This window comes from Pantoea sp. C8B4, from assembly GCF_051336905.1.
In the GTDB taxonomy this organism is placed as follows: domain Bacteria; phylum Pseudomonadota; class Gammaproteobacteria; order Enterobacterales; family Enterobacteriaceae; genus Pantoea; species Pantoea rwandensis_B.
This window is the reverse complement of the sequence record NZ_JBGMNK010000015.1, coordinates 47768-72196: the sequence shown is the minus strand read 5'-3', so window position 1 is coordinate 72196 and position 24429 is coordinate 47768. Positions and strand designations below refer to the sequence as shown.

Here is a 24429-nt window from a genome sequence, read left to right as displayed (position 1 = left end):
GCGAGACTGCGTTACTCCTTTTGGGGCGCCCAAATATACGACCCTAATCGAAGGAGTGTTTCGTGAGAGTTCGGTGAATAGACACTCAATAACCCCTGTTCGTTGGCTGCGAGATACTGCCAGTTTCCCTCTTCCATCATCAGTTCTTTGAAATCCGTACCGTTATTGCTCAGGTAGATAACCTGCCGGTTAAAGCTGGATGGGAACATGCTGATCCCATCGAGGTGAAAACAATCGGCGACGCGCATTTCGTTGTCATGCCGTTTCCACTCGTAGCCTTTATCGGACGTCAGCAGATAGCGGGAGTAGAAACACATCAGCGTGTCATTCATTCGCGTGACCCGAACGTCGCTGTAAAACTCTTTCTCGCCATTCCAGGTACAGCTACGCCAGTTTTTACCGGGCACATGGTATTCGATCATCGGTTCTGATTTGGGCCGCTTTTTCACCGACGTGTAGTAGTTGTCGTATCTGCTAAATGCCAAGAGACAATCCACGCCCGGCAGCGCACAAAGGTTTTCTATCTCGATACCTTCGTTGTAGTTTGGCGACTCGTCATAGCGCTGCCATGCTGCGCCCGGATTTTCAGCACAAAAAATCAGCGGTTTATCGTAGGTCGAGGTTTTCGTTGAATCGAAGAAAAAGCCTTCATCCTTGTATTGATACTCTTTGCGCTCTTTAAAACGCCACAACCAGCGATGATTAAAATAGACCAAATCCTCGGTGGCGCTGTAGTCCCAGGCATTGGGAAAATCCGGAAACTGGCTTTTTTGCCAGTTAAGTGCATCGCGGGAATAGAGGAACCCTGGGCCGGAGCCAACGAACATCACCCACACACCTTCAACAATAATTATCTTATTTACATAGCATCTTTCATCTGATGCAACGGGATTCACGCTCTGCCAGTTCAGCCGATCCTCGCTGCGGTAGAAACATTCCTCGTTATCAACGATTAACCATACTTTGCCGTCGGTTTTGATATGTCGGATGTTTTCCGGATCGCAGGGCGGCTTCTCCACATCCTGCCAGTCAATGCTAAGTCGGAACTCTTGTCCCGCTTTCACGACGGTAACCGACTGCTTATTGCGTTTTTCCTGCTCCTGCTGCTGCAACCGCTCGGCGTACTTTTGCTGTTTAATGCGAATAACCGAACTATCAAAATCACCCAGGGAAAAGAGTTCCAGTTGCTCCGCCGCATCGGAACAAGCTTTCGAAAAGGCGGTTAACACGCTATCAATTTGGTTCTGGTATTCGTTGAATTGATCGTACCAGTCTTCGTTTTCGGCGGAATTATCCAGTTCATAATCGGAATAACTGATGTGCTCGTCATATTCAAACGTTGGCAAACCCCAGCGTGAGGTCATTGCGTTGCCGGTACTCAATGCTGTACCTTTCGTCGAGATAAACTCGCTAGCTTTTTTACGAAAATCATTTAGGCCAGAAAGGCAGGATTTGCGTCCCAGCGTATAGGCCGAGCTTCCGACCGCTGATCCCATTTTGCCGAAGAAGCTGTCACCTTCAAATGAGCCCATAAAGAAGCCCACGTCGGATGCTTTGTCTGTTATTTTCATCAGTTCAAAGCCCAGCATCGTTGCGGCATGGTCGGCGGCGTAAAGCTGTTTAATCGCGGCGGAGAAGTGCTCTTTAAATTGCAGTTCGCGGTAGCGAACGATATTTTTCCAGCCCTGCGTTAGTGCGTTTAATTTCGCGGCGCTAGTAATCAACTGCGTTTCATCACTTTCGCGGAGCAGCGTCAGCATAGCGGCAAAATTATCTTTAAACTGTGCAGGTTTCAGCACACCAAGTAGGCGCATCATCTGAGGGTTTTCAATGGTCTTGCCGCAGATCTCCAGCAGGAAAAACACATCGAAAAGCCAGTTGTAACGCGCGTTATCATCACTTAGCAGCGCCAGCATCTCCGGCTGAAATTGCTGGAACTTGTGCGCGCTATCGGCCAGGCTGGCGATCTCTCCAGCCACTGCCGGGCAGCCTGCTTTCTCGCCGAGCAGCGACAAAAACTCAGCCCCTTGTTTACTCAGCGATGCTGAATTCTCAATACTTAGCGCCAGCAACAACAGATAAAGGTGCTTTTTCTCTTCGCTCTCTGCGGTATCCAGAAAACTGTGATGGCGAATATCGGGCAGCACAGAAACCAGCGTTAACGCCTCAGCGGCGTCTGCCTGCGGAGCCTCAATCGCAACGGCATTTAACCCGTTAACATCCTTGAAAATATCGATAGTCACCAGACTACCGCCGATCACTTCGCTAATCAGATCGCGAATACTGTAGATGGTTGATAAGCCAGCAAAGGTTTCGCCAAACAATTTGGAAATGAGTTTTTCGCGAGCCTCATCACTGTTGCACAACACATCATCATCAATCAACGAGACTATCTTTTCGTATTGATCAGAAAGGAAATAGAGGGCGTTAAATCCGATTCCCGAGATATTGGACTGGATGAAATTTGAATCAATTAGATGCTCATCCAAAGAAAGTTCAATTAGCGAGCGGTAGCGATCAATACCGGCAATCTCGATCTGGTCGATAAGCTCAATAATAAAATCCAGCAGACGTACTTCTTCATCGCAGTTTATGCCGAGTTTTTCCAGTGTTACGATCAGGTAATTGATATCCGCTGTCGCCAGTTCAGCATCTTTGTGTCGGCACATAAAATCATAGGTCAGGCTTAATATCAGAATGGTGTCTGGATAAGATTTATAGCGACGCTTATTCGCTTCGATAGATAACGACCAGTTATTAAAACGGGTGTTATTTTCTACATGCACCAATCTGCGATTAATTTTATCAATTGCCTGCTCAAGGAAATCCCGGGTTTCAATAATAAATTCATTCATAGTCCCCAGGTTATTACGAATAATGGCAATGCTTTGAGAATTGAGCATGTTCTGCTGCTGCAATTGCATCAAATAATGCCAAGCAAACTTCTGCATTTGCAATGTATCAGATTGATTCTGTAGCTGGTTTTCACTGTTCTTGCCGGTGATCGCGCTGGCAAAACGTTTAAAAAAACCGCTGCTTGCCTGATTTTGCAGTCGCTCCTGGCTGGTGGAAATCAGCTTTGAAGCGTCCAGCGCCAGTTGCTGCGTAAGCGCCGCATTAGCAGAATGTTGCCTGACCAAGTTGTTAACTGCTTCCAACTCAGTCCCTTCCAGGGGTTGATGAAAAATCCGTTGTTGCAGCTCAGCTGTCATGTCGGTCATTTTCTGTTCCTTACAGATTATTAATTTTATTTTTTAAAAGCAGGCTCTGTGCTTGCAGGGTTTTTATCTGGCTGGTGAAATGTTTTTCCGAGAGATAAAGCCCTTTATGTAAATCGGCGTAATAGGCTTGCGAATGCTGCAGATAATTTAACGCATCGTGCATCACCAGGCCGGTACCCACCACCTGTTCGGTGTTGGCAAGGGTAAGCTGGAAATTTTTCTCGATATGATTATCAATGGCGATATTCATGGCGAGCGTGGTGATCACGCCGCCGATAAGGCTGCCTACCAGTGCGCCCACCGGCCCGCCGAGGGCGCCCACCGCCGCGCCGACCGAGGCTCCCGTGACGCCCGCGCCGGTCTGGAACAAATTCTTACCCACCCGGGATTCTAGCTCCTGGGCGCTAATTTTCCCTGCCGCGAACAGCACCACATTTTGCACTACATCCACGGCGCAAACGGCCGCTCCGGCAACGCCGCCGTTAGCCATGCTGCGTTTGAAGACCGTACCGGCAAACAGACCGGGCATAGAGCGTGCGGCGATGCTGACGCTTGCATTTGCAACTCCGGCTTTCAGGGCGCTGTCCCCGGCGGCAATTACCGTGTTTTGCAGGATCTGGATGGTGGCTTGTTCAGACGTAATTTCGCCATTTTTTACCTGCCGAATATACTGGAAAGTGTTAATACTTCCGGCAATAACGGTAGTGATCATCGCCGCCGATCCTGCTGCACGCACGCTTTGCTGGATGGTCGCTTTATTGAGATAACCGTCCTGCATGTTCTTATGCAGATCTTTCCCGGCTGGTGTACCGGATCCCACAGACTCGGCATCGCGTTTGCTGAGCGGCGTGGAACTTACCCCTTCCGCCTCAATGGACCCGGCAGTGTTATCACGCACTTTTGCCGCGGCTTCGGAAACCTCTGGGCGCGTTTGCTGATTTTTAAGTGCCGTACGTTGTGCAGAGGCTTTAATGTCCTCAATTTGATCGGCTGGACCGATAAACACATCACTGTGCTGATATTGATGCACGCCATCTTTGGTTGAACGGAATGCATTTTGGGTTTTATCGGCATTCTGAAAATATTTCAGTTGCGCTCCCAGCACCTGCTCATCACCCTTCATCACCACGATGTCATGCACCTGATGATTTTTTAACAGAGGGGTTTTCTTAAACTGGTCAGTAAAGGCGCAAATGTCTTTATCTTTCAGAATGGCATCAAGGTTAAAGGATTCTGCGTGCCAGGTTTCAGCAGCAAAACCTCCTTTTATGGCGTTGTTTTGCGCCGTCGACGAGATGGTAGACATAATAGAGTTAGCTTGGTTTATTTCGCCAACCATGCGGCCAATCTTCTCTGATGCCTGCATTGGCCAGATTGGACAGAGGCTAATCGATTGCGTTATGGCCTTTTTGTGATCATTCGTCATGCTGCATCCTCAGACGTTATCCTGAAAAGCATTATCGGTTACGGGATTATTTTCTTAAGTAAGTCGCGAGATATACTGATAAATTTGCGCTGAAACGCGTTAGCTTCAGCGACGGGTGGTACGGTCTTTACATTAGATAACCAGAATCGTAAGCAAGGAAAGAGCTGATCCCGATGGACAATTCGCGTCGTCACGATTAGCTTCCCGTCCTGCGTTTTACTAATGACTTTTTGCTGCGGCAATACGCAGCGCCGTTCGAAATAGCTGGCGATATCAGGAAGCACTTCAACGGTACCTCCATTTTGTTCATGTTGAACCAAACGTGATCTTCACAGCTACGTGAGGACAGTTCCACACTTTGGCGCCTGAATTAACTACTGTAATCACCGGAGTTACTTGTTGTTCTACCTCAAGGCAATTTTTTTGCAGCAAAAGTAAATTATTTCCGAGGTAAATTATTGTGCGATTATGCTGGTCAACGGAATTTAAAGTAGCCGCTGCGCAAAGACCCCAAGAGATATTGTTTATACTCATTCTTCGATACTTCCTTCCACAACCGGCTGCCTTCTAACGTCACTCACCGCATCACCAAACGCGGCCAAAAACCATTTCAGCATTGCGCTATCCACCACGGTGGCAGAAATTTCCAGTCGCTCTTCACCAATATCCCGATGCGTTTGATCAGTTGATAGCGGAGATTCAATCAAGTGGAGCCCAGCAGCGCGGTCAATTTCAAAAGTAAGAAAAATCATTTGCCCTTCACCAAATCCAAAGCGGCCGTCGTCGTCATATTTTTTTAAGTTGAATTCAGCTGGTCGCTCGAAGGTAAAGGTGCTGACGCTCGCGGAAAGAATACGGTTGAGCGCCAGACTACGTTCGTTGTTGTATCCCTCGAAGCGGCAAACCAGATAGAGGCGAGGCCCTTGCTGCGCCAATCCCAATGGCATCACTGTGTTTTCGCTCTCTTTGCCGCCCGCATTGCGATACGTGATGCGTAGTAAGTGATTGAGATACAGCGCTTCACTGACGGATTCAAACACGCCTTCAGCGATCGGGGGCGGCAGTAATGGCTGGCTGGTTGCCACGATACGCACTTTATCTGGCCACTCCGCTTCAAGGCGGGTAGGGCCGTTGTCGTGTAAATTACGCTGCGCCTGGGTAAACAGCCCGGTCATGGATTTAATCAGTCGGGTCGGCAAAATAGGCTTCAGATGTGCTTCCGCCATCGCTAATAGCAGCGATTCTTGCGGCGTCAGCATTGGAAGTGAGACGCCACTAGAATTCTCCAGCCAACGATAGCCATAAGGACGGTTGCGGTCGTCGCGCTCGATATCAAAATGTTCGCAAAGCATCTCCAGATTACGCTGAATGGTCCTTACATCGCGCTCGATTCCAGCATGCTGTAGCTGCTCATGAAGCTCTTTTGCCGTGATTTTTCTGCCGCGTGGAATACGGCGCAGAAGCTCAAGAGCGAGCACGGTGGTCTCAATGGTTTCAGGTCTTTTAGCCATTTTGATTTCCTATCAAATTACTTAGTGCAAAAAGCCAATCGCCGGTTTTTCGCGTGTTTTCATCCAGCACTCGGCTTTCAGTGCGGCAATAAAAGCCTCTGTTGAACTCACTGGCTTAAATTGATGCTGACGTGCTACCAGTGCAAAATCGCCCGGCGTCAGGTAGTCCAGTTTAGATATTTCTTTAATTTCAGTAGATTGCGGTTCATTGAGCTGAAGCTCACGAGAGTAAAGATTCAACAATGCGACCGCCTGGTCATCACACAAATAGTTGAACCGCACCTTAAGATCGAAACGACGCAGCGCGGCGGCATCTAGCACATCAAATCTGTTCGTGGTGGCGATCAGCACACCTTCAAACAGTGCCATCTGGCTTAACATTTCGTTGGCACTGCTCACTTGCCAATGGTGCTGGAACTCGTCGCGTGCGCTAAGAAAACTATCAATCTCATCAATCAGCAGGATCGCATTGTCGCGTTGTGCCTGTTCAAATAACGCCGCAATGTTCTGTTCACTTTCACCAACGTAGCGGCCTAAAAGCTGTGAAGCCTTGCGTTCTATAACGACCTTATCTAACTGCTTCGCAAGCCAATGTGCCCATGCCGTTTTACCCGTGCCCGAAGGGCCAGAGAGGCAAAAACGCGCTGAGTGACCCGATGTCAGAGCTTTACCAATTTCATCGAGTTGGTTATCACTATTGATAAATGCCGTGTCATAGATTGCGGGTGTTTGGGCCGTAACATGGTTTTTTATCGGCTTATGCCCCTGAGCCTTTAGGGTGTTATTGATTAAATACATTAAAGTCTCAGGGCGTTTTTCCATTGAGAGCTTGTCGCCAACGCCCGCGAGGATGCTGGCCGCCCGGTTAATAACTGCAGGTGCCAGATAAGGGACTTCTGCTAATTGGGAAAGGGCGTGAGGTGCCAGTATTCCGCCACAGGCCTCTTGAATGATCTCTGCCCGCAGATGACGTGGTGGGGTATTGAGCTCAATGACCATGTCAAAGCGGCGCACCATTGCCGGATCCATACAATTGATGTCATTGGCTACCCATAGAGAGGGAACCACATTCTCTTCCAACAGACGATTGATCCAGGCTTTCGCTAATGGAAGCGGGCTGCTGTTATGTATCCCGGGACTTTCGACAAAAACATCTTCTGCCTCATCGAGCAGAATGATGGCTCTTTCATCAATGAATAAGCGCTGCGCAGCACGCCAGGCACGCAAACGACGGCTGCCACTGATCGGGCGCAGGGATTCATTCTCACTACTCACTTCATACAGAGGGGTTTGCAACTCGTTGGCAATCAAACGACACAGCTGGCTTTTTCCGCTACCCGGTTGGCCATGAATCAGGACGTTGACCCCGATACGTTGGGTGCTCAGCGCATGATGCAACCACTGGCGCAGAATATTGACTGCCGGGATGTGGTCATAATTATTTAGCTTCAGATGGGCTGGCCCACAGATGTTGATCATGCCTTGCAGGAGACGTGCTGGACTTGTCTCACCCGCGTAAAGGCGTTCTGCCAGTGTGGGTGAGAATGGCTCAAGTTTATTGCGTAGCAAATGCGCACCGTTCATTTCAAGGCTAACCAGACCGGTTTTAGTCAGGGTGCTGGAGGGGCCAAGCGCTTCGCGTACTTCGGTCTCAGTGATATCTAAAATCATCGCCAGCGTGCGATAAACTTTGGCGGAGGTGAGCGGCCCAAGCCATTCCGTGACATCGTCAAGCAGCCTTTCCTGGTGGAGCTGTAATGTGAACTCCAGAATGACTTTTTCGGCGCTGTTCAGTCCAATACGCGTGGCAAACCTGTTTACTGCAGTTTGAAAAATTGAAGCTTGGGTTAACGAGTTATGCTGTTCAGCATCCTGATAATGTTTGCGTAATCTCTTCAGCAACGAATCGTGATCCTGCTGGCTCAGATTAAAAGTATGCTCATTGTTGAGATGAAGATAATCAGCCAGCGGTTGGCTACTGAATCCATGCTGAGTAATAAACTGTTTGTGTGCGCCCAGACGAAATAGTATCCGCAAGATCCATTGCTGCATTTTGGTATCCTGGTAATTCATTTCAGCGACTTGACTTACTTCTGCAGACATTACAGTGTTCATATTCTTCTCCTTGTGAAAGCGCTATTTTTATATTGCGCTGAGACATTTTGTGTCGCAGGAAATGAGAAGATTTTTTTGGATTTCTTGATTGACTGCGACACAAGTTGTCGCAAGGATGTGGATGAGTTTCTCTTGAATGAAATGAAACTGGGTTTTTTAATAAATTCCGCCATTCTTTTTTCTTTGTGGTTATTTTATATGAATAGTACGACTTTCTTTAATTGCAGCTGTCGAGATAAGTTAGTTAATAGGTTGTGGCTGCTTTTTTAGTGGGTGGTAGTATGACATCCAATACAGCCCGAGTAGCTCTGCTCACCAGATATTTCGAATATCTTGAGTTAGTGGAGAAGATAAGTGGCACCTTCGTTAACATGTTCAAGTATATTGGTTTAATGATAGCGGGCGATTAGAAAAAAGAAACCTTGACTAGTGAGACCGTATGCCTCTGACCTTGAATAGAGTTCAATAAAATTAAGTCTATCCGAATATTGAACTCAGGATCTGGTGACTTCAATTAGAGCGCGGCTGATATGCATATCTGTGGGAAGCGCCCCTCCCAGCTTTGCCTGAAAAATAAGACTGCGAAGCTTGTGTGGGAAATTAAAGATAAATTATCGATGGCGCGAAGTTCTGTAACCCACTAACACCATGGAGGGATTTTTCAAACAGAGTCGTTAATAGCGCACGTTGCTAATTATTCATAATCGTAATAACTAATCAGCTCAGCTTCTCGCTTGTAGCTTTTATCCAGCGTAAATCCAGTAACTATCAACGCCATCATTGGCGGTATGATAAACACCACAGTGCGAATAAAGTAATCGCTTTCAAATGCCCATCCTTCCTGAATACTGGTGGCAATCATCAGCAGTGAAGCGCCAAGCATAAAAGTACAGCCAAGCAGGCTGCCAACCTTTTTTATACTTTTTAAATAAACAGAGCTGTAATTATCCTTAAGCCGGGTGAGTTCACTGTGCATCTGAAGAAATATGACCTGCTCGCCTGCGCTCTCCCTGGCAGCCAGAAGCTGACCACGCTGTCCGTGACGAACCGCCTTCGCTGACCATTCCATCATCAGCCACTGATAACCGGGCGTCCATGTATCGGCTATCCGCATGTTTTGCCAGCTCCGGATGTTGATACCTGCGTTATTTTCCTTTAGTGAATCCATCAGCAAATGAAGGCTTTCCCCCTGCAGGTCGCCGGTCCAGGCGTGCCTCAGGTCAGAGGCCTTGACTTGCTCAGCAGACAGCAGTACGTCTATCTTCTTACCCAGGTGATGAACTTTTGAGCTCATTCCCTTAAAGCAGCAGACTGGCATTCTGTCACCGCCTATTTTCCGATTGCGGGAAAAGAGCAGTGCGCAGGCATATTCGCAGAAATTACGGCTATCGCCGTTGTGAAGTTCGGCAATGATCAGCAGGCGAAATCCGCTAAATGACGAATCTGCCCATTCCTGCACCAGTGACAGGTCAGGCACTTCTTCAATGTAGTGGAAGCTGGCCTGTTTCAGAGAGGCATGGGCAGACTGAATCAGTGATGTTAAGTCATCGCGTACAGACTCCGCTGAGTTTCCCAGGTAGAGGAACAGTTCAGGGCGCTCGGTTCTCGCGTCAATGTGCGTCAGATCCAGTTGTTCCAGCAGATGCTGCACCACAATTTGCATTCGGCTCATGCCTGACGTTTCATCATCCTCAACGGAAAGTCTGAGAGCAATATCGCCATCCGCGGGCATTTCTCCCTCAAGCTTGAGCATTTTTAGCGCAGCGTTATCAACCGGAAAGATAGAAGCGTGTTCAGCCAGGCGCATCCATTCAGAAGCCCGGGATTTCCAATCTTTCTCGATGCCGATGTACGCAAGTTGCATAAAAAGACGCCAGGAACAGATAAGGTGGAAAACAATAAAACATAGTGAAACAACAGCAGAACATACCGCCACAGGCAGGGCCAATAATCGCCAGATAAGCAGGCTGAGAGTCAGCTGCTCACTCTCAAGCGTGAGAGCACTGAACATCAGCATAAGAAGGGTGGCAACAATACCCGCAACCGCCGTAAACAGACGAGGAAAGCGTGTCTCCGTTTTACCCGGGTAGGAAAGCAGCGGCTTCCAGAAGTATTTCATTTACCGCACTCCCGCTTCAGGCAAAGAGGTCAGCAGCTGGCAGCCACACTTCGCTTTGCAGCGGTCAGTAACAACGTTACGACCATTCATGATCCATGCAGGATGCCCTTCAACAGCAAATGTTGCACCGTGCTGACTGCACTGTGCTTTGTCACCAGTCAGCATGACCGGTTTACCGTCGAACATCTCTCCGCTAGCTTCGGTAACGCAGCCGCCCGGCGAAAGCCGGTCTCCCAAACGAATGACGCCGTCCATGTAATTTTTTCCTTTTATTTTGTTATTCATTTCTGCGGGAGTTAATTCACATCCCAGCCTACATATCGCACTGCATGTGGGTCCAGCCCGTATATCCCGTCACCTCAGGCACGCGGGTTGGAAGGTTCTGGAAGTTGGCATAGTGCTTTGTGATGAGTTCAGGCAGAATCCTGGGATCAACGTAGTAGAGACCCCAGCGTGAAACATTTTCTCCTTTGCCCGGACGAATAGCTTCGAGCCTGTCATGGTAAACTTTGCCTTTAAACGTATAGCTGTAATCAATCCCTTCCCCTCCCGGCATGATGCGCGGATCATCAAAAGGCAGGGAGGACATATACAGGTGCCCTTGTTTAGTTAGTAGAAAACCCTGGTCATTAACCACAGTCAGGGATTTGATGTTTTCGTATTCAGGAGAATCTGAACCCGCCTCATCGTCTTCACGTCCTTTCACGGTTGCAGACCTCCACGTACGGCCATAATCCCGTGAAATCGTCATTCCGGAGGAGCCCCACCACGGAACAGCAATGTACCGTTCTGAGGCGTTGATGTAAGGGTGGGTAAAGATGCGGTAGAACTGTGAGGTTATCTCACTGCGGATGTTGCGTTTCTCATCCACAAACCACAGCGCGCCTTCGCAGGCATAACCATGAAGCTCCAGCCAGCGATGATCGTCAAAGCGGTAAACCACCTGAACCGGCTTCTCCCTTTTCTTAAGCGGAACACCGCTGCACCCGCTTGCGCTTAGCACCATCAGAGCTGCCAGTGCCGCTGCGGGTTGCTTATGCAGAATGAATCTGAACATCAGAGTCCGGCCTTCATATCGCACTGCATGTGCGTCCAGCCCGTATATCCCTTAACCTCAGGCACTTGTGTTGGCAGATTCTGGAAGTTGGCGTAATACTGCTCCATTCTTACAGGCAAAATACGGGGATCGATATACAGGAGACCCCAGCGTGAAACGTTTTCTCCTTTGCCCGGACGAATAGCTTCCAGCCTGTCATGGTAAACTTTGCCTTTAAACGTATAGCTGTAATCAATCCCTTCCCCTCCCGGCATGATGCGCGGATCATCAAAAGGCAGGGAGGACATATACAGGTGCCCTTGTTTGGTTAATAGAAAACCCTGATCATTAACCACAGTCAGGGATTTGATGTTTTCGTATTCAGGAGAATCAGAACCTGCTTCATCGTCTTCACGTCCTTTTATCTCAGAGGATATCCATGTCTGGCCATAGTCGCGGGAAACAGAGAAATGCGCAGAGTCCCAGCTCGGTACAGCAATGTAACGCTCAGAGGCGTTGATGTAGGGTTTAGTAAAGATGCGGTAGAACTGTGAGGACACCTCACTGCGTATATCGCGCTTTTCATCCACGAACCACAGCGCGCCCTGGCAGGCGATTCCGTGGAGCTCCAGCCAGCGATGGTCGTCAAAGCGGTACACTACCTGAACCGGCTTTTGCCTTTTCTTCAGCGGATTACCGCTGCAGCCACTCGTAGTTAAAACAATCAGGCCAACCAGCGCCGAAGCTGCATGCTTATTAAGACCGAATTTGAGCATTAGAGACCGGCCTTCATATCGCACTGCATGTGCGTCCAGCCCGTATATCCCACAACCTCAGGCACACGGGTCGGCAGGTTCTGGAAGTTAGCGTAATACTGATGTATGAGCTCAGGCAGGACTTTAGGTTCTACATAGAAAAGTCCCCAATCTGAAACATCCCCCCCCACCCACTCCTTTCTCGGCTCTAATCTGTAATGGCGAACTTTACCCCTGAATGTTACGTCGTATTCAATTCCTGCCCCCCCGGGCAGGATTCGAGGATCGTCAAAGGGGTAGGAGGACATATACAAATGCCCCTGTTTTGTCAGCAGAAACCCCTGGTTATTAACTACGGTTAGAGATTTAATGTTTTCGTATTCGGGAGAATCAGAGCCTGCCTCATCGTCTTCACGTCCTTTCACGGTGGCAGACTTCCACGTGTGGCCAAAATCCCGTGAAATCGACATTCCGGAAGAACCCCACCACGGAACAGCAATGTACTGTTCAGAGGCGTTGATGTAAGGGTGAGTAAAAATGCGATAGAACTGTGAAGTTATCTCACTACGTATGTCGCGTTTTTCATCCACGAACCAAAGCGCGCCCTGGCAGGCAAAACCATGCAACTCCAGCCAGCGGTGGTCGTCAAAGCGGTAAACCACCTGAACCGGCTTCTCCCTTTTCTTAAGCTGGACACTGCTGCATCCATTCGCGCTCAGCACCATCAGGGCAGCCAGCGTAGTAGCTACAGACTTTTTCCTAAACATCACCATGTTGTTCCCTCGGTTTTCCTATACGCCGGCACGTCCTGATAGCCTGCCGGCTCCGGCTGGCTCCACTGATGAACGGGATCTTCTTTATTGTGCACCTCCGGATGCCGGGCTGGTTTGATACGCGTTCTTGGACCGTAATCATTCACCACGCCAAACTCCCCTGTCGGCAGCGCTTTATCCGGTTTATTCATAAATTGTTTGGTTTCTTCCTCATGCAAAATGCCAGTTTTGTAATACATTTTGGTTTTTGCATCCGGATTAAACTCGTGCCGCCAGTCGGCACGCTTGCGTAGGCTGAGCCAGAATGAGGGGTCTTCAAAGGCCATGCAGTTACCGATGGCGAGATCGTAGGCCACCGACTTTTCCTGCACGTTAGGGTCCATCACTATTGAAGAGTGCTGGCTGAACTTTACCGGGTCGCCGTATTTTTCCATCTCGTTAATTTCATCGTCCGTTTTGCGCCGTTTCAGCAGATAGCGCTGCGTTGCGCTGCCAATCACGCGACCGGATACAAACGCGGTTCCATAGTGGCGGTTGACCTCGGCCAGCTCGTTTTCTGACAGCACCTGACCGGGGCGGTGCGGATAGGCAAATCTGATCGCTGGGCGAAACTCGGTCACCTGCCAGGCGTTTTCATGCTCACGTGCGGAGTAATCAATATAGCGATCCTCCCCCCCGACACCGGTTTTGTACTTCATGTCCCCGCGGTTATCCTGCCCCATCAGGGTCAGCTCAATTACTTCAGGCAGGGCCTCAGCGTTTTCGGTCACGCCGCTCTTCATCGGATAAGCGGCGTTAGTTGGCCAGCCGTCATACTTAAAATCACCGGGACGGAAAGCGGGCTTTTCAAAAGGCGCGCCGGTCGGGGTGACGCCCGTACAGTGGTGCTGGCAGAAAGCGCGCTGATACAGATTGGGTATGCCTTTGGCGAACGAATCTGGAATACCGCGCCAGCCCATGCCCTGCACGTTAGAGAGCGACACGGTGCCGTCATCCGGGCAGAAGTAGTTATAGACCCGGCCGTAGTTGTTGCGGCTGTAGCGGGGATCGCTGTCCCAGCGGTGCTTGCGCCACAGGGTGGCATCGTTGTACATCGCTTTGACAAAGTCCGGGCTGTAGCGACCGGCAGTGTCGTACTTAGGGTTGGTGGCCATCAGCCGACAGAAATTGCGCAGCGTTTCCTGGCGCCCGTGCGCCGTCTGTTGCTTGCCGGGCAGCATATTTTCCATAGATCGTGGCTCAAGCGAGTAGGGTGAATGGCAGAGAATCGCGCAGTCGGCGACGGGTAAATTTTTTGCCTTCTGCTTAAGCAGCATGTTCGCCAGCATGCTGATGATTGTGCCCTGACTGTGCGCGACGATGTTAATGGTGTCGTATGTCGTGTTGGGGTTACTGCGGATGGCCAGGATCAAATCCGCCAGTCGCTGCGCGGCGAAAAACTGGTAAATGCGGTGCGGATTGCCGTAGATCGGGTGCGTAAAGTCCCCACCGTTGAGTTTGCGGCTGTAAATCCCCGCCATCCATGTGGCTCCGCCGTTCGCGCCAGGTCCCAGCATGTCTGGAATACAGGTGGTCGCGTTGGCGAAGGTGCCGCCGTTCTTCGCCGCAGCCAGGTTGAGCACGTTGCCGTAATTATCATTGCAGAAGCCGCGACCTTCTGAGTTCAGCTTTTTCAGTCGCTTAGGATCATCTTCCTGGAACGCGTCGTAGGGCAGGACGGTTTCCAGACCGAGCCGGGCGATCTCATCGCGGTAGCGTCGCTGGTCTTCGTTGTAGGTTTCATGATCGACGGGGCGATAGCCCCAATAGAACGGGATGATCGGTGACCGACCGCTGGCCGTCACGCGCTTTGGCGCGCCCTTCAGATCGGTCAGCCCCTCAATTTCACTCCACTGATGCGGGTACATGTCGTCACGCGCCAGACGAGCGTTCAGCCCGGCGATAATGCCTTTTTCCTGCGTTTCGTAAGCTTCACCGATGTCGTTAACACCGTGCACGAGGATAACAATGCAGGGCAGCGGACTGCTTACTGGAAACTCCTGCATCAGCATGCCACCGGCGGTATCGCGGTTGAGGCCGATGAAGCTTCCCAGCTCCGGATTGTTAAAGGCGCTGTTCTTTGGCTTTTCACTGGTCATTGCTTTGCTTCCCTGATGAGCGTGACGACAAGCTGTTCGGTTTCTGCGAGATCCAGCAGCGGGGAATGGCCGTTATCATCGGTGATACCGTCCTCGGTGCTGCCGTCCGGCCGGGTCACCCGGAAGGGCTGACTGGCAAGTGGATGCTTCCTGTCGCCGTTTCTGAACAGGCGCACACCGCGCGCCAGCGGGTTATCCTTAAACACCGGATCGACAATTTTCGCCGATTCACCCTTCTGATAGATGAGGGTCGGGGCTTTCTGCTCGATGCGCGCCGGGGAGAATATTTCCACGCCACCATTCGGGTGCAGGCGGATCCCGCCGCCACCGCAGTGCAGATACAGGCCCTTTTTCGCGCTTATCTGCAGCTCACCGTTGACGCTGGTAATCTGCATGTTCTGATCGGCAAGTGCCGCAAACTGCCCGCGTTGGGCCTGAAGGGTGATATCGCCAGATGCGGCAATCAGTTTGATGCCGATCCTGCGGACAAACGCGGAGATTCCCTGACCCGCTGCCACGGAAAGGGCCTTAAATATGTTGACGCTGCCGTTGCTGCCAGCCGTGATCACCGCATCCTTACCGGCGGCCAGGTGGAGGCTCTCGGGCGTCGCCTGCGCAATGCCCGCTTCACCCCAGGACAGGATGCCGGGCTTCGCCAGCCCGGATACAGCTTGCTGAAGCGCCTGCTGTGGTGCAGTGTCTAAGCCCTCAGCGCCGGCACCGGTGGCAGCAGACTGCAGGCTGTAAGCAATACTGAGCGCCTGCTCCAGATGCGTGATGGTCTCAGCCATATCGAGCTGCTTTCCACGTGCGCCCGTCTGCGCCGAGGTTGTCAGGTAAATCCCCTCTGCGGCACGTACGGTGGCGTGATGGTCGGTACGCAGCTCTGCCCCTTCGCCGCGTTCTTTACGATCGGCATCTACCAGGTGGCCGAGGTTGAGCTGCGTTTTGCCGAACTCGGTTGATACCTTGACGTGCTCACTGCCTGCCGCATCCTCCATCCGGATCTTGTTCTTTCCCATCGTCCGGATAACGTTGCGCGTGCTGTTGAGGTCGTTCACCACGTCAGGATTGAGCGCATCGTGCAGGACGTGCGCAATATAGGGCCGCTCAGGATCGCCACCTTCAAACGCGATCGCCACCTCCATGTTGTCCAGCAGCGGGAAGTGCACGCCGAACTTATCACCTGCATAGATGCGGGCCAGACGAACAGGCATACTTTCCCTGCCTTTCTCCCAGCTATCGAGATCAAAACAGAACTTCACTCGATATCGTCCCTCACTGTCGGGACGGGCAAGGCGGTCGTTCATGACGGATCCTGAGACGCGTGCGGGAACCGTCCCTGAGATAACCGGCCTCGGCAGGCGCTCTGGTCTGAAAGCGGCGCGCTCACTGTAGGGAATGCCGCTGAGTTCAGCCTGGTACCCAGCCGCTCGGCCTGCGCGGCAGATGCTCTCAAGAATGAGAAAGCCGGGCACGAATGCTTCAGACTGCTCACCCACAATTTCAGCCACCATGCCTGGCTGCAGCGCGGGATCGTCAGCAATGGCTTCCAGACACGTCCGGCCGGATAAATGGCGCTCATGGCGGATGCGGGCATAGTGCCAGGATGTTTCCGCTTCACCGCCCTGCATGCTGCTCCACTGGTCGCCAGCGCTGTGCTGAATGTCAGCGTAGTGGTAATCCCTTCCTGTGGTGTAAGGGGCTTCGTCGCCCATGTCCGCGTCGTGTTCCGGAGGAATATACCTGCTCTGTCTATAGTCATAATCACGCGCACGTACTGATGCGGGTACGACAACTGAATGGCAACGCATCTGCCGGATTGTCAGGGTATCGCCCGTTAAACCCGCTTCTGGCAGCGATTGAATTTTCGTGCCACTAACATAGCCGGCCTGATGATCGCCAAACACAATCACGGTTATTTCTTCAGCAGTTTCGTGTTTACGGAAGCGGAACCAGATCCCGACTTCAGAAAGCAGACGCCGGATGAAGCACAGGTCACTTTCCCCCCACTGAACAATCATTTCACGGTCGGGGTAGCGCCACTTCAGCAGGCTCATGTCAATTTCATAGCCTTGAAAGCCGTGCGACTTCAGCAAAGAGTTGACGAGCTCGGGAACGGACGTACGTTGATAGATAGCGTATCGGCGCGTGCTGGTCAGTAGGGCCAAAGGATGTTCCAGCATAACTTCATACGTCGATTCGTCAGCGCTGGTTGAAATGCGGGAAAAGCGCGTGATTACCCCGTGAACCTTACGTAATGAGCTCCAGGGATCCAGGTCAGGCCGAAATCGGGATCCATTTTTGGAGGGGGCCCGCATCATAAATGCAGCGGGCTGCATCATGACTTTTTCAGGTGGAATGTCCTGAACGGACGAGGTGAAGCGGATGGTAAATCGATAAGGCTGGCTGAGGGATTCACGCCCTTCAAATGATTCGACGTCTGCAACCACTTCGTTGTTTTTAAAGACGAGAAGATAGCGGTTGAGCGAATTTACATGGGCGGAATAGCCCGAACTCCCTGTCAGGGTCATAAATATCCTTATTGAAATGACACCACAAATAATAAGGATAAGTGTAAATAATTTACCTTTGTTAGTATACCGTAAAATTTGACTTAATTTTGGACCTAATATTTGGCAGGATTCCGGCAGTCGATTTCCTCGATGTACACCATCAAATGGCTGAACAGGGCCACAACCTCGACTGCGTCAAGCCGAAGGCATACATCCAGCTGTGTTGGGTAGATGAGCCGAATCGGTGATTGAAACTGTCTGGCAAAACGGGAGTTGCTTCTGCCTTAACCAACTCACCAACCGCCCAATCCCCAACAAATCCAGCCCTTCGGCATGAAACAAATACTCATTATCCCCCGAAAACTCACGCACAAACTCAATCACCTCTTCCAAACCTGGCTTCACACTAACCTCCCAGATTCACCCCCAGCCCCCAACGGTAAATCTTCCCCCAACGTCCCCAGCAAATACTCAACAAAAACCCTTACCTTACTGTTCGCCGTCTGCTTGGTTGCGAACACCGCACTCACCGGCATCGATCCCACGGCAAACTCCCTCAGCACCGGCACCAATACCCCTGAAGCCAAATCCGGTCCCGCCAGCCAGGCCGGAAATTGCGTAATGCCCAATCCCGCCAGTGCAGCGGCACGTTGCTGCTCACCATCATTGCTTTGAAACCGTCCTTGAGGCATCAGCGTAATCGCCTTACCGTGCCCATCCACAAACCGCCACGGATGCATGCCACGACCAGCATTAAATGCAATGCACTGATGCTCGCTCAGTTCAGCAGGGGAAGCGGGCATGCCATACTTGGCCAGATAATCCGGGCTCGCCACCGTGATCAACGGGCTGTCGGCCAGCTTGCGCTGTGTTAGCGCCGAATCCAGCAGTTCGCCGTGGCGGATGGCGACATCGATATTCTCTTCAATCAAATCCACATGTCGCTCGGAGACGCGCAACTCTACATTCAGCGCCGGATAGCGCGCCAGCAGCGCGGGCAGTCGCGGCACGATGTAGAAACGGCCGAACACCGGTGCCACTGAGATACGCAGCGTGCCTGCCGGTTCATCTGCGCCATATTTGACGTTTAATTCAAGTTGGTCGAATTCATCGCGCAGGCGCAGCGCGCCGTCATAAAAGGTTCGGCCCGCGTCGGTTAAGGCGATACCGCGTGAGGAGCGTTTCAGTAACGGGTGATTGAACTGCTTCTCCAGCGCGGCGATCTGTTTGCTGACCGCAGATTGCCCGATACCGGCTTCTTTGGCGGCGGCGGAGAAACTGCCGCATTCGACCACGCGCAGAAACAGCCGGATAGCATCAAGTCGATCCATTCAGTAGTCCTGCTGGGAATAGTTGGTATTCCATTAAGCCAGCTAGTTGCGAAAATTGGAATGGCATAAGGTGGCTCCACACCCTTTTACCGGAGCAACTCATGAACAAGACACAGCACTCCTTAACCGATCACGATCGTTTGCAAGTGCAGCAATCACTGGTCGAGCAGCAAACTCATCGCGCGAACTTTACTGGCTCAATGCGCGCGTATTATGACGAGATGACCGCGGAAACACCGTTGGCAGCAGGTGTGCGCAGTGAGCAAGCCTCCGATTCTGGCTGGTGGTTGCATCCGCAGGAGACACGCACCGAACAGGTTATCGTGTTTATCCATGGCGGGGCGTATATGCTCGGCAGCGCGCAGGCTTATCGCGGGTTCGCCAGCCAGTTGGCGGTGCGCACGGGCTATTCAACTTTTGTGCTCGACTATCCGATGGCACCAGAACATCCATTCCCGGCTGCGCCGGATAGAGTGATTGAGCTACTGAAGAGTCTCGTCGACAGCGGCATTGAACATATCGCGCTGGTGGGAGATTCAGCCGGTGCTGCGCTGTCACTGGTGGCGCTGCAACATCCGCAGCTGGTTAAGAAAGTCCGTGCTGCGGTACTGTTTTCGCCGTGGACCGATCTGACCTTCAGCGGCGCTTCGTTTAACGATCCCAATACGCGTGATCCGATTTTCCAGCCATCGATCCTGCGCGATGCCGCTGCGGCTTATTTGCAGGACATATCGGCGGAAGATCAACGCGCCTCACCGCTGTTTGCCCAGTACAGCCTCTTGCCACCACTGGCGATTCAGGTCGGCACTGAAGAACTGCTGCTGGATGACGCCACGCGCTTAGCGGCGCAATTAGCTGAGCAGGGCGGTGAAGTGCAGTTGGATATCTATCAGGGCGTGCACCATGTGTTTCAGCGGGACATCCGCCTGGATGCCGCACGTCACGCACTGGATATCGCCGCCAGTTTTATTCGCCAGCATCAGTAACACTTCGCGAGCCCGGCCAGAGATTTCCGCAACGCAGGCCGGGCACAAATCTCCTCCTCTCATCCCCCCATCACATTTATTTTAGCAACCGCCACATCCACCGATATAACCGTTAAGGGATCGTTTCCGGAGAGGGGGGCTGGTGAGGCAATGGCGAGTCAACTTGGCGCTGATGCCTGACAGTTGACGGCGCACGTCAACTCACCCAGCCGCTCTACTTTATCGGTCAAGGCGCGGGACGGGGTGAAAAATGGAAAAGGTACTGATTGTTGATGATCATCCAATCACACGATTAGCGCTCAAGCTAGTCATTGAACAAGACAATCGAGTAGTCGTAGGGGAAGTGGGCGATGGCATTCAGGCCATCCAGTGGGTGAAAAAACTGCAGCCGGATTTAGTGATTATTGATATCGACATTCCGGTGCTCAACGGTATCGATGTCATTAAGCGCGTGCGCCAGAGCGGGCACAAGAGAGGCATTCTGGTGCTCTCCGCCAAAGACAGCGAGCATTATATCCGCCGCTGTGCCACGGCGGGTGCCAACGGATTTATCAGTAAGTGCAAAGAGTTAAACGAGCTGAGAGATGCGATTCGCGCCATCAGCAAAGGATACGTCTTTTTCCCGATGAATTATGCGCGTCAGGGCTTGCATCTTGAGGATGAAAACAGTGACCAGCGCAAGATTGACGAGCTGTCACCCAAAGAGCTGGATGTGTTACGTCTGCTGGCGCGCGGGGAGAAGGTGGTGGATATCGCGCGAGTTATGAACATCAGCGATAAGACCGTCAGCACCTATAAAAGCCGGCTGATGATGAAGCTGGAGTTAAAGAATCTGGTGGATGTGCTCGATTTTGCCCAGCGGCACAATCTGGATTAAGGCGCAGCGGCAGTTTATGCGCTGAACTCTTCTGTCAGAAAGCTTTCGATAGCCTGATTCAACACATCCACGCAGCCCAGCGTTTCATCGAGCATCTGGCCGAGATGGCGTTCATCGGCTGGGGCGCCACAGGCTTGCTCTAATTCGCGGCATTGATCGGCAATCGAGAGTGCGCCAATGATCTGCACCGATCCCGCCAGGCGATGCAGGCTGCGTTCCAGCGCCGGCCAGTCGCGATTGTCGTAACAGGCGCAGGCCACCTGCATATCCTGCAGATTTTCATCACGGGTGGCGTTGAGCAGGCGCTGCAACATTTCGTTGTCCTGATGAGCCAGTTCGCGCAGGGCGTTGAGATCGAGCAGGTGATTCAGCGCGATATGGCCGGGATAGGGCACAACCGCCGGGCGCGGCACTTTTTGCAGCAATGCTTCCAGCTGCGGCAGGCGCAACGGTTTGAACAGGCAGTCATCCATACCTGCTTCCAGGCAGCGCGATCGCTCTTCTGGCTGGGCGTTGGCGGTCAGTCCCATGATGGTGAGTGGTTCACGCTGCTTCTTACGCAGTTCGCGCGTCAGAGTGAAGCCATCCATCACCGGCATGCTGCAATCGGTGATCACCAAATCAATCTGGTTTTCCTGCCACAGCCACAGCGCCTGTTCGCCATCCTCGGCTTCGATCACTTTGTGTCCAAGGCGAGTAAGTTGGCGTTTCAGCAGCAGGCGGTTAGCGGGATGATCATCCACCGTGAGGATGGTTAACGGCAGGCCGCAGGCATCTTGCTGGCGTATCGGTTCAACCGGTGCGCTGACCGCCTCACGGCAATCCACCGGGATGCGCACGCAGATGCGGGTGCCGCGCCCTGTCTGGCTGTGTAGCGTCAGGCTGCCTGCCATCATTGCCACCATTTGCTCGCAAATCGCCAATCCGAGGCCGGTGCCGCGCTGTTTTTTGCCCGATGCGGACTGTTCGTAAGGATTGAATATCAGCTGCTGATCCTCTTCACTGATACCGATGCCGGTATCCTGCACCGTGAGTTCCAGCGTGGCGCGATCGCCTTCGCCCGGTTTGCTGCGCACCTGGACTTCCACCGTGCCGCGCTCGGTGAATTTGATGGCATTGCTGATCAGGTTGGAGAGGATTTGCCGCAGACGCATCGGGTCCAGCAGCAGCTCGTCCGGATGCAGTACGTCAACCTGATAGTGCAGCAGCAATCCTTTCTGACGCGCCAGCCCTTCGAAAACGCGCACTACCGGTTCGGCCAGCGTATCGAAGCGTACCCATTCCGGTGACAGTTCCAGCTTGCCCGATTCGATTTTTGCCATGTCGAGGATATCGCCAATCAGCCCCATCAATGATTGCGCGGATTCATAGGCGACGCGCACCGACTCTTTATCGCACGGCTGTTGCAGGCGATTGGCGACTGCCAGCTCCAGCAGGCCAATGATCGCGCTGATCGGCGTGCGGATTTCATGGCTCATAGTGGCGAGGAAGGTACTTTTGGTGCGGTTGGCCTGCTCGGCGCGTTCGCTGGCCTGCAGCAGATCGCGGGTCAGCTGTTCATGTTCCGTCACGTCCTGCCAGCTGCAAATCATACCGGCGATGTTGCCGTGATTATCGCGAAACGCCACCGCCCGGTGGATAACATCACGCAGTTCGTGGCCGTTATCGATTTGGCCGCGTTGCGGTGCCATCTCCAGTGAGGTTTGCTCGGCCAGTGAGGCCATTTGCGCCTGGCAGAGGGCGTGCAACGGGTGCGCGCTGTCGCTGAGCGGCAGCTGGCTGATATTGGTGTGTGGATCGTTGAAGAACTGGCTCCAGGCCGGATTCTTGTTGGTCATTTCCCCTTTGTGATTGATGACGTAGATCGGCACTGGCGTACCATTGAACAGGGTTTTCTGGAAGGTGGCTTGCTCCTGCAGCCGCGCCTGTGCCTCTTTGCGCTGTCGCACCGCACGATGCAGATGGTAGTTCCAGAACAGTGAGGTGATCACCAGCACTGCGAAGATCCCGGCGAGCCAGTAGAATTCGTGACGATAGGCCATCCAGGTATCGAGTTTGACATCGGGCGTGCCTTGCCATTTCATCGCCAGCAGGGAGATGTCGCGCGGCGGGATGGTGGCCAGTACCTTGTTCAGAATACTCAGCAACTCCGGGTTATCGCGTCCTACGGCAAAGGCGATTCGCGCCGGATTTTCCCCGAGGCGCGAGACAATCTGCAGCCGATTACTGAAGTAGCGATCGATCATATAGCGCGCGGCAATAAGGTTATTCACCGCGCTATCTACCCGACCTTCATTCACCATCTGCAATGCAATACTGGCGTTCTCAACGGTGATCAATTTGATGTGGGGAAAATTTTCCGTCAGCCAACTGGTAAGTTCGTGCTGGGGTGTGATCGCCAGCGTGTCGGTGTCATTCAGTGTTTTGGGGGCGCCCAGCGTGTTTTTGCTCACTAGCACATACGGCGGCAGCACATAAGGATGAGAGAAAAGGGCGCGTGCTTCACGCTGCGGGCTGTGGGCCAGCGAGCCAACCAGCTCAACGTCATGGCGGCTCAGTTGATCGATCATCGCGTTGACGGAGGAGGCCTCCACCATGGTGAAGTCGATGCCGGTACGCAGATGGATCAGGCGCAGTAAGTCTGCGGTCATACCGTTAAATTTGTTGTGCCGATCTTTCAGCGTGAAAGGCGCATCGAGCGGGTTCATCACCACGCGCAGCGTCTGGTGCTGAGCCAGCCAGCGTCGCTCACGGTCAGTGAGTTGCAGAGGCGGCGCCGCCATCATTGGCGGCATGCTTTGCACCCATTGATGGAAGATGGCTTTGTGCTGCTGCAAGGGAATAGCATTCAGCACCGCATTGACGCCCCGAAACAGTGGTGCATTGCGGATGGGCAAGACAAAGCGCGGTCCGGCATCGGTGGGCTCAAAAATGCGTATTACGGAAAGCGTCGAGGCGTAGTTGCGCTCAATCAGGTAGTTGGCGGTGTTGAGATTGCCAATAAAGTAGTCGTTTTCGCCAAAGGCTAATGACGCCAAAGCGCTGAGCGCAGAAGGATAGCGGGTGATTTTCGCTTCCGGATAGCGCGCCTCAATCCAGGCATCGCTCAGGTAGCCTCGCGGCATGGCGATCTGCATCGGGGAGTTGTCATCACTCATTTCAGACATGATGTTATCGCGTGACACCATCGCAGGGTAATCCGAGGTAAACGACGTACTCAACAACAGGTCTGCGGCAGAGGGTTCCGGGCTGCCGGCACTGTCCACCAGTATATCCACCTTGCCTTGCTGCAAGGCATCGAGCGCAGCACTGCGGCTGCTGTAATAGTGCGTGTTGATGTGCAAACCGAGGTAATGCAGGACCAGAGCCGTGTAGTCAGCCGAGATCCCTTCCAGCGTGTTGGCATCGATGACCATATCGAAAGGCGGATTTTCTGGCGCGTAGAGGGCGACGCTGACTTCGCGTTTTTCGCCCAGCCAGCGCCAGTCGTTGTCGGGCAGATCAAAGGTCAGCAGGACATTTTGTTCACGACTGACCAACTGCATGGTGCGCGGATCTTCAGCCCTGATTGGCTGACTCAGCAGGCAGAACATCAAACCCATCAGGCAGAGTAATTTAACCATGA

Annotated in this window: 15 protein-coding genes; 2 read left to right on the top strand and 13 right to left on the bottom strand. The window is 52.3% G+C overall.

The window, feature by feature from the left end:
• Positions 1 to 11 precede the first annotated feature (11 nt).
• From ACCW76_RS17060 to ACCW76_RS17005, 12 genes are all read right to left on the bottom strand, one after another.
• On the bottom strand, positions 12 to 3221 hold the full coding sequence (locus ACCW76_RS17060; protein ID WP_436339383.1) for a hypothetical protein: 3210 nt from the start codon (positions 3219 to 3221) through the stop codon (positions 12 to 14).
• Positions 3222 to 3231: 10 nt separating this feature from the next.
• Positions 3232 to 4647 carry a hypothetical protein gene (locus tag ACCW76_RS17055; RefSeq protein WP_436339381.1) on the bottom strand — a complete coding sequence of 472 codons (1416 nt, stop codon included), beginning with the start codon at positions 4645 to 4647 and terminating at the stop codon, positions 3232 to 3234.
• 530 nt (positions 4648 to 5177) lie between these two features.
• Positions 5178 to 6158 carry a helix-turn-helix transcriptional regulator gene (locus tag ACCW76_RS17050; RefSeq protein WP_436339380.1) on the bottom strand — a complete coding sequence of 327 codons (981 nt, stop codon included), beginning with the start codon at positions 6156 to 6158 and terminating at the stop codon, positions 5178 to 5180.
• Positions 6159 to 6179: 21 nt separating this feature from the next.
• Positions 6180 to 8273 (bottom strand): AAA family ATPase, encoded by a 2094-nt coding sequence (locus ACCW76_RS17045; RefSeq protein WP_436339378.1) that lies wholly within the window; start codon positions 8271 to 8273, stop codon positions 6180 to 6182.
• A gap of 694 nt (positions 8274 to 8967) precedes the next feature.
• Entirely contained in the window at positions 8968 to 10392 is a 1425-nt protein-coding gene (locus tag ACCW76_RS17040) for a hypothetical protein (protein WP_436339376.1), read from the bottom strand.
• On the bottom strand, positions 10393 to 10647 hold the full coding sequence (locus ACCW76_RS17035; protein WP_436339374.1) for a PAAR domain-containing protein: 255 nt from the start codon (positions 10645 to 10647) through the stop codon (positions 10393 to 10395). It lies immediately after the preceding gene.
• 58 nt (positions 10648 to 10705) lie between these two features.
• On the bottom strand, positions 10706 to 11449 hold the full coding sequence (locus tag ACCW76_RS17030; RefSeq protein WP_436339373.1) for a T6SS immunity protein Tli3 family protein: 744 nt from the start codon (positions 11447 to 11449) through the stop codon (positions 10706 to 10708).
• Positions 11449 to 12204: a T6SS immunity protein Tli3 family protein gene (locus tag ACCW76_RS17025; protein ID WP_436339372.1), complete on the bottom strand. Its 756-nt coding sequence runs from the start codon at positions 12202 to 12204 to the stop codon at positions 11449 to 11451. The genes ACCW76_RS17030 and ACCW76_RS17025 overlap by 1 nt, the downstream gene beginning before the upstream one ends.
• Positions 12204 to 12956, bottom strand: coding sequence for a T6SS immunity protein Tli3 family protein (locus ACCW76_RS17020; RefSeq protein WP_436339370.1), 753 nt, complete (start codon positions 12954 to 12956; stop codon positions 12204 to 12206). Before ACCW76_RS17020 ends, ACCW76_RS17025 begins: the two co-directional genes overlap by 1 nt.
• A complete protein-coding gene (locus ACCW76_RS17015; RefSeq protein WP_436339369.1) occupies positions 12950 to 15094 on the bottom strand; it encodes a T6SS effector phospholipase Tle3 domain-containing protein in 2145 nt (714 codons plus the stop codon). The genes ACCW76_RS17020 and ACCW76_RS17015 overlap by 7 nt, the downstream gene beginning before the upstream one ends.
• On the bottom strand, positions 15091 to 17628 hold the full coding sequence (locus ACCW76_RS17010) for a type VI secretion system Vgr family protein (protein ID WP_436339368.1): 2538 nt from the start codon (positions 17626 to 17628) through the stop codon (positions 15091 to 15093). Before ACCW76_RS17010 ends, ACCW76_RS17015 begins: the two co-directional genes overlap by 4 nt.
• Positions 17629 to 18011: 383 nt before the next feature.
• Positions 18012 to 18941, bottom strand: a complete 930-nt coding sequence (locus ACCW76_RS17005) for a LysR family transcriptional regulator (RefSeq protein ID WP_436339366.1) — start codon at positions 18939 to 18941, stop codon at positions 18012 to 18014.
• Between the two features lie 101 nt (positions 18942 to 19042).
• Between ACCW76_RS17005 and ACCW76_RS17000 the strand changes: the two genes are divergently transcribed.
• The gene (locus tag ACCW76_RS17000; RefSeq protein WP_436339365.1) at positions 19043 to 19927 is read left to right on the top strand and encodes an alpha/beta hydrolase; all 885 of its coding nucleotides are present in this window, start codon (positions 19043 to 19045) and stop codon (positions 19925 to 19927) included.
• A gap of 250 nt (positions 19928 to 20177) precedes the next feature.
• A complete protein-coding gene (locus ACCW76_RS16995) occupies positions 20178 to 20804 on the top strand; it encodes a response regulator (RefSeq protein ID WP_436339363.1) in 627 nt (208 codons plus the stop codon).
• Positions 20805 to 20818: 14 nt separating this feature from the next.
• On the opposite strand, the gene ACCW76_RS16990 is transcribed toward ACCW76_RS16995, so the two are convergent.
• Positions 20819 to 24427: an ATP-binding protein gene (locus ACCW76_RS16990; RefSeq protein WP_436339361.1), complete on the bottom strand. Its 3609-nt coding sequence runs from the start codon at positions 24425 to 24427 to the stop codon at positions 20819 to 20821.
• Positions 24428 to 24429: the final 2 nt, after the last annotated feature.